Source organism: Rubellimicrobium roseum, assembly GCF_006152145.1.
GTDB lineage: Bacteria > Pseudomonadota > Alphaproteobacteria > Rhodobacterales > Rhodobacteraceae > Rubellimicrobium > Rubellimicrobium roseum.
Window position 1 is genome coordinate 1 of record NZ_VDFV01000108.1, and the last position, 3,735, is coordinate 3,735.

At 66.4% G+C, this 3,735-nt stretch carries 3 protein-coding genes; all 3 read left to right on the forward strand.

What is annotated here, in order from left to right; genetic code table 11:
- Positions 1 to 454 precede the first annotated feature (454 nt).
- The 3 genes from FHG71_RS22835 (at position 455) to FHG71_RS22845 (ending at position 3,719) form a co-directional block, all read left to right on the forward strand.
- Positions 455 to 820 (forward strand): heme oxygenase-like domain-containing protein, encoded by a 366-nt coding sequence (locus FHG71_RS22835; protein WP_139084083.1) that lies wholly within the window; start codon positions 455 to 457, stop codon positions 818 to 820.
- Positions 810 to 3,350 (forward strand): GAF domain-containing protein, encoded by a 2,541-nt coding sequence (locus FHG71_RS22840; RefSeq protein WP_246045582.1) that lies wholly within the window; start codon positions 810 to 812, stop codon positions 3,348 to 3,350. The genes FHG71_RS22835 and FHG71_RS22840 overlap by 11 nt, the downstream gene beginning before the upstream one ends.
- 108 nt (positions 3,351 to 3,458) lie before the next feature.
- Positions 3,459 to 3,719: a PAS domain-containing protein gene (locus FHG71_RS22845; RefSeq protein WP_139084084.1), complete on the forward strand. Its 261-nt coding sequence runs from the start codon at positions 3,459 to 3,461 to the stop codon at positions 3,717 to 3,719.
- Positions 3,720 to 3,735 lie beyond the last annotated feature (16 nt).

Consider the following 3,735-nt stretch of genomic DNA (forward strand, 5'->3'; position numbering starts at 1 on the left):
GCCTCCCGTTTGGCAACCTTGAATCACTCGCCGACCAGCTAGGGAATCCTCAAACGTCAACAAGCCCTAGATGGCCTCGACGATCTCCAAGAGGTCCTTCGTCGCTGCTGAGCCAGCCCGGGCAGGACACAAAGAGTGTTTGTGCTTTTTGGTGGCGTGACTGCTCTCTGGCACTGATCGTTTCGGAGTGTCTTGTCGACCCGCTCTGGCTCGCTTAGAGGGGCGCGGTTGACCTTGGTCTGAGACGCCGAGCCTCCTCATGACATCCTTGCGGGATCGCCTGCGCGCCGACACGGCGCCTTGGCACGAGCGCGTTGACCGCGCCTACACAACCCTTGACCTGCGCCAGGCGGCCGACCTTGGGACGTTCCTTGCAGCGCAGCTGTCCGTTCTGCTCGCCATCCGATGCCGACCAGGGTCACATGCCGAGGCTGCAGAAGCACTTCGGACGCACATGGTTACGGCGCTTCGGGCCGACCTGCATCATCTGGACCGGGCTCCTGCCCTGCCCCGACAGGCCCGCCGGTTCGACGCCACCTCCGTCCTCTACATCCTTCTCGGCTCGGGCCTCGGAACACGGGTTCTGCACCGACGCTGGCTGGAGGCCACGGATCCGGCGGTCAAGGGCGCCGGCTCTTATCTTGGCCTCGCGTCGCCCTTGGACGCTTGGCGCGCCCTCTGCGGCGAGTTGCTGCAGCGTCCGCCTCAGGGCGCCGAGGCCGACCGCGTCGTGGGGGATGCATGCCTCCTCTTTGACCTCCACCTCGGGGCACTCTCTGCCCTGGACCCTGCTGCCCAGGGAGAGCCTTATGCTGCATGACCAGATGGCCGGAGACGATCGCCTGCCCGACCTGTCGGAATGCGCCCGCGAGCCCATCCAGTTCCTGGGCCATGTGCAGGCCTTCGGCTGCCTTCTGGTCATCTCCAACGACTGGGTGATCCAGAACGCTTCGGTCAACACGGCGGAGATCCTTGGCCTCGCCGCAAGCGACCTGATCGGAACGCGCCTTGTGGAGCATCTGCCGCTTCGGGCCATGCACGACCTTCGCGGCAAGCTCCAGACGCTGAGCAATGGCGACGACAGCGGCCGGGTGTTCGGGGTCGACCTGCGTGGCGACGGGGAGCGGTTCGATGTGGCCCTGCACCGGGCAGGGCTGAGCTATATCATCGAGTTCGAGCGGAAGACCAGCGACCGCCAGCGCGATGACATGGCCCTGGTTCAACCTCTCCTGGCGCGGGTCCGCAAGGGGCGGACCGCGAGCGAGATGTGCCAGGCGGGTGCCCGCGCTCTTACGGCCCTCACCGGCTTCGCCCGCGTGATGGTCTACCGTTTCGAGCCGGACCGGAACGGGGTGGTCATTGCCGAAAGCCGGGCCGAGGGCATGGACAGCTACCTGGGCCTGCACTTCCCGGCGGGCGACATCCCGCCCCAGGCGCGGGCTCTCTACACCAAGAGCCTCCTTCGTATCATTGCCGACGCGGACGCCCCCGTGTCGCCCATCGTGCCAGACCGCGACCCCGAAGGGCAGCCCGTAGACCTGTCGCTTGCGGTGACGCGCGCCGTATCGCCCATCCACCTCGAGTACCTGCGCAATATGGGAGTTCGGGCCAGCATGTCGGTCTCGATCCTGCGGGATGGCGAACTCTGGGGTTTGATGGCCTGCCACCATCCGGAGCCGCACCACATCGACTACGAGACCCGCTCGGCGGTGGAGCTGTTTACGCAACTCTTCTCGTACGAACTCAACCTTTGTGAGGAGCGGGTTGAGCGCGAGCGGGTGGGTCGCGCCCATGACCTGCACGAACGCCTCGTCATGCTGTTCGAGGCCGGGCTCGATTTCAGCACGGGGCTGGAGCAGATCGCCAACGAGATTGGCGACGTCATCGACTTCGACGGCCTGGCCCTTTGCAGTGGCGGTCGCTACTGCGCCCAGGGTCATGCGCCCACCGAGGCGGAGTTCGCGCAGCTTGAGCGCCACCTGGCTCGGGCTCCTGCGGGCCGTGTCTTCGTCACAGAGCATCTGGAGCAGGCCTGCCTAGGCGCGGTGGCGCCGGAGCGGCAGATCGGTGGACTTCTGGCGCTGCCCCTCAAGCAGCACCCCCGCCGGTTCCTCATGCTGTTCCGTCGCGAGGTGACGCGGAACGTGGTCTGGGCCGGCAACCCGGACAAGATGGTCCGGGATGGTGGACGCATCCACCCGCGCAAGAGCTTCGCCGCCTGGGCCGAGACCGTGCGCGGCCGCAGCGCACCTTGGACACCGGCCGAGCGGCGCGCAGCGGAGGTCGTACGCATCACCCTTCTCGAGCTGGTCCTGAAGCTCACCTCCGACCAGAACGTCGCCGGTCAGAAGCGCAGCCGCAAGCAGGAGGTGCTGATCTCCGAGCTCAACCACCGTCTGCGCAACGTCTTTGGCCTGGTCAGCGGCATCGTGGCCCAAGCCGACCCGAATGGAGAAGCCGGCGGACGCATCCGCGCGCTCGCCCGCGCAAACGACCAGCTCACCCGGGCACGGCAGGGGCGTTTCTCGCTGGCGGACCTGATCCGGGACGAGGTGGCTGCCTTTGCGCCCAACCCCCAGCGTGTGCAGATCGAGGGGGGCGACGCGCGGCTGCCAGCGGCTGTGGGCGACACCCTGTCGCTCGTTGTTCATGAGTTGGTGACCAACTCCGTCAAGTACGGGGCCTTGGGGGCTCCGGCGGGTGAGGTGGGCATTGTGTTCGCGCCCAAAGCCGCAGGTGGGGTTGAGTGGGTGTGGCAAGAGCGCGGCGGCCCGCCCGTTGTCCAGCCCGAGCGCGTAGGCTTTGGAAGCACGCTGATCAGCCGCTCCATTCCTCACGAACTCGGCGGCGAGGCCGAGATCGACTACCATCCCAACGGCCTGCGCGCCCGCTTCTGCCTGCCTTCGCAACACGCAGAGCACGTGCCCGACCGATCAAGCGTGCCTGCGGGCTCAGGGAGCAAGCCCAAAGTGGTCCCCCGCCCAAGCGTTCGCCTGTCGGGAACGGCCCTGGTGGTGGAGGACAACCTGATCATCGCCATGAACGCGGCCGATGCCTTGCGTGGTCTGGGCGCCCAGGAGGTGCTGACGGCCGGCAGCCCCGCCGAGGCGCTTAAGATCATCGACCGGCATGTGATCAGCTTGGCCATCCTGGATGTGGACTTGGGTGGCCAGACCTCCGCCCCTGTGGCGGAACGTCTGAAGGAAGTCGGGGTCCCCTACCTGCTGGCCACGGGCTACGATGCCGAACAGGCGGCCCGGGAGGCGAGCGTCCCTGTCGCTCATGTCCTCAGCAAGCCTTACAGCAACGATGGTATCGGCGATATCCTGTCCCGGATGAGAGATGGCTGACAATCGGACGCGGAGGCGTAGGTAGCAAATCGGCCAAGATCCATGATCGCTGTGCGCGTTTCCTCCGTTTGGCAGGTATGAGAAGGCTGCAGGCTCGCCGCCCTAAAAATGTTTGATCCTGGCGAGGTCACCCACGTAGAGTACCGGATCATCCGGCCGGTCGACGGCAGCGTTCGCTGGCTTCGGGACACGAGCTTCCCCATTCGCGACGACGCCGGCGCGGTGATCCGGATCGGGGGGATCACCGAGGGCTCCGTTGCAAACTCTGACCAAGGGCAAGGTGAGGTAAGCGGTTGGCTCATGGCCGGTCAGACTAGGCCGAAGGCCCGATGTACGAGGCTCACCTCGCCGGCGACGCCAGGCAGGTAGCGAAAGAGGGAGCCCT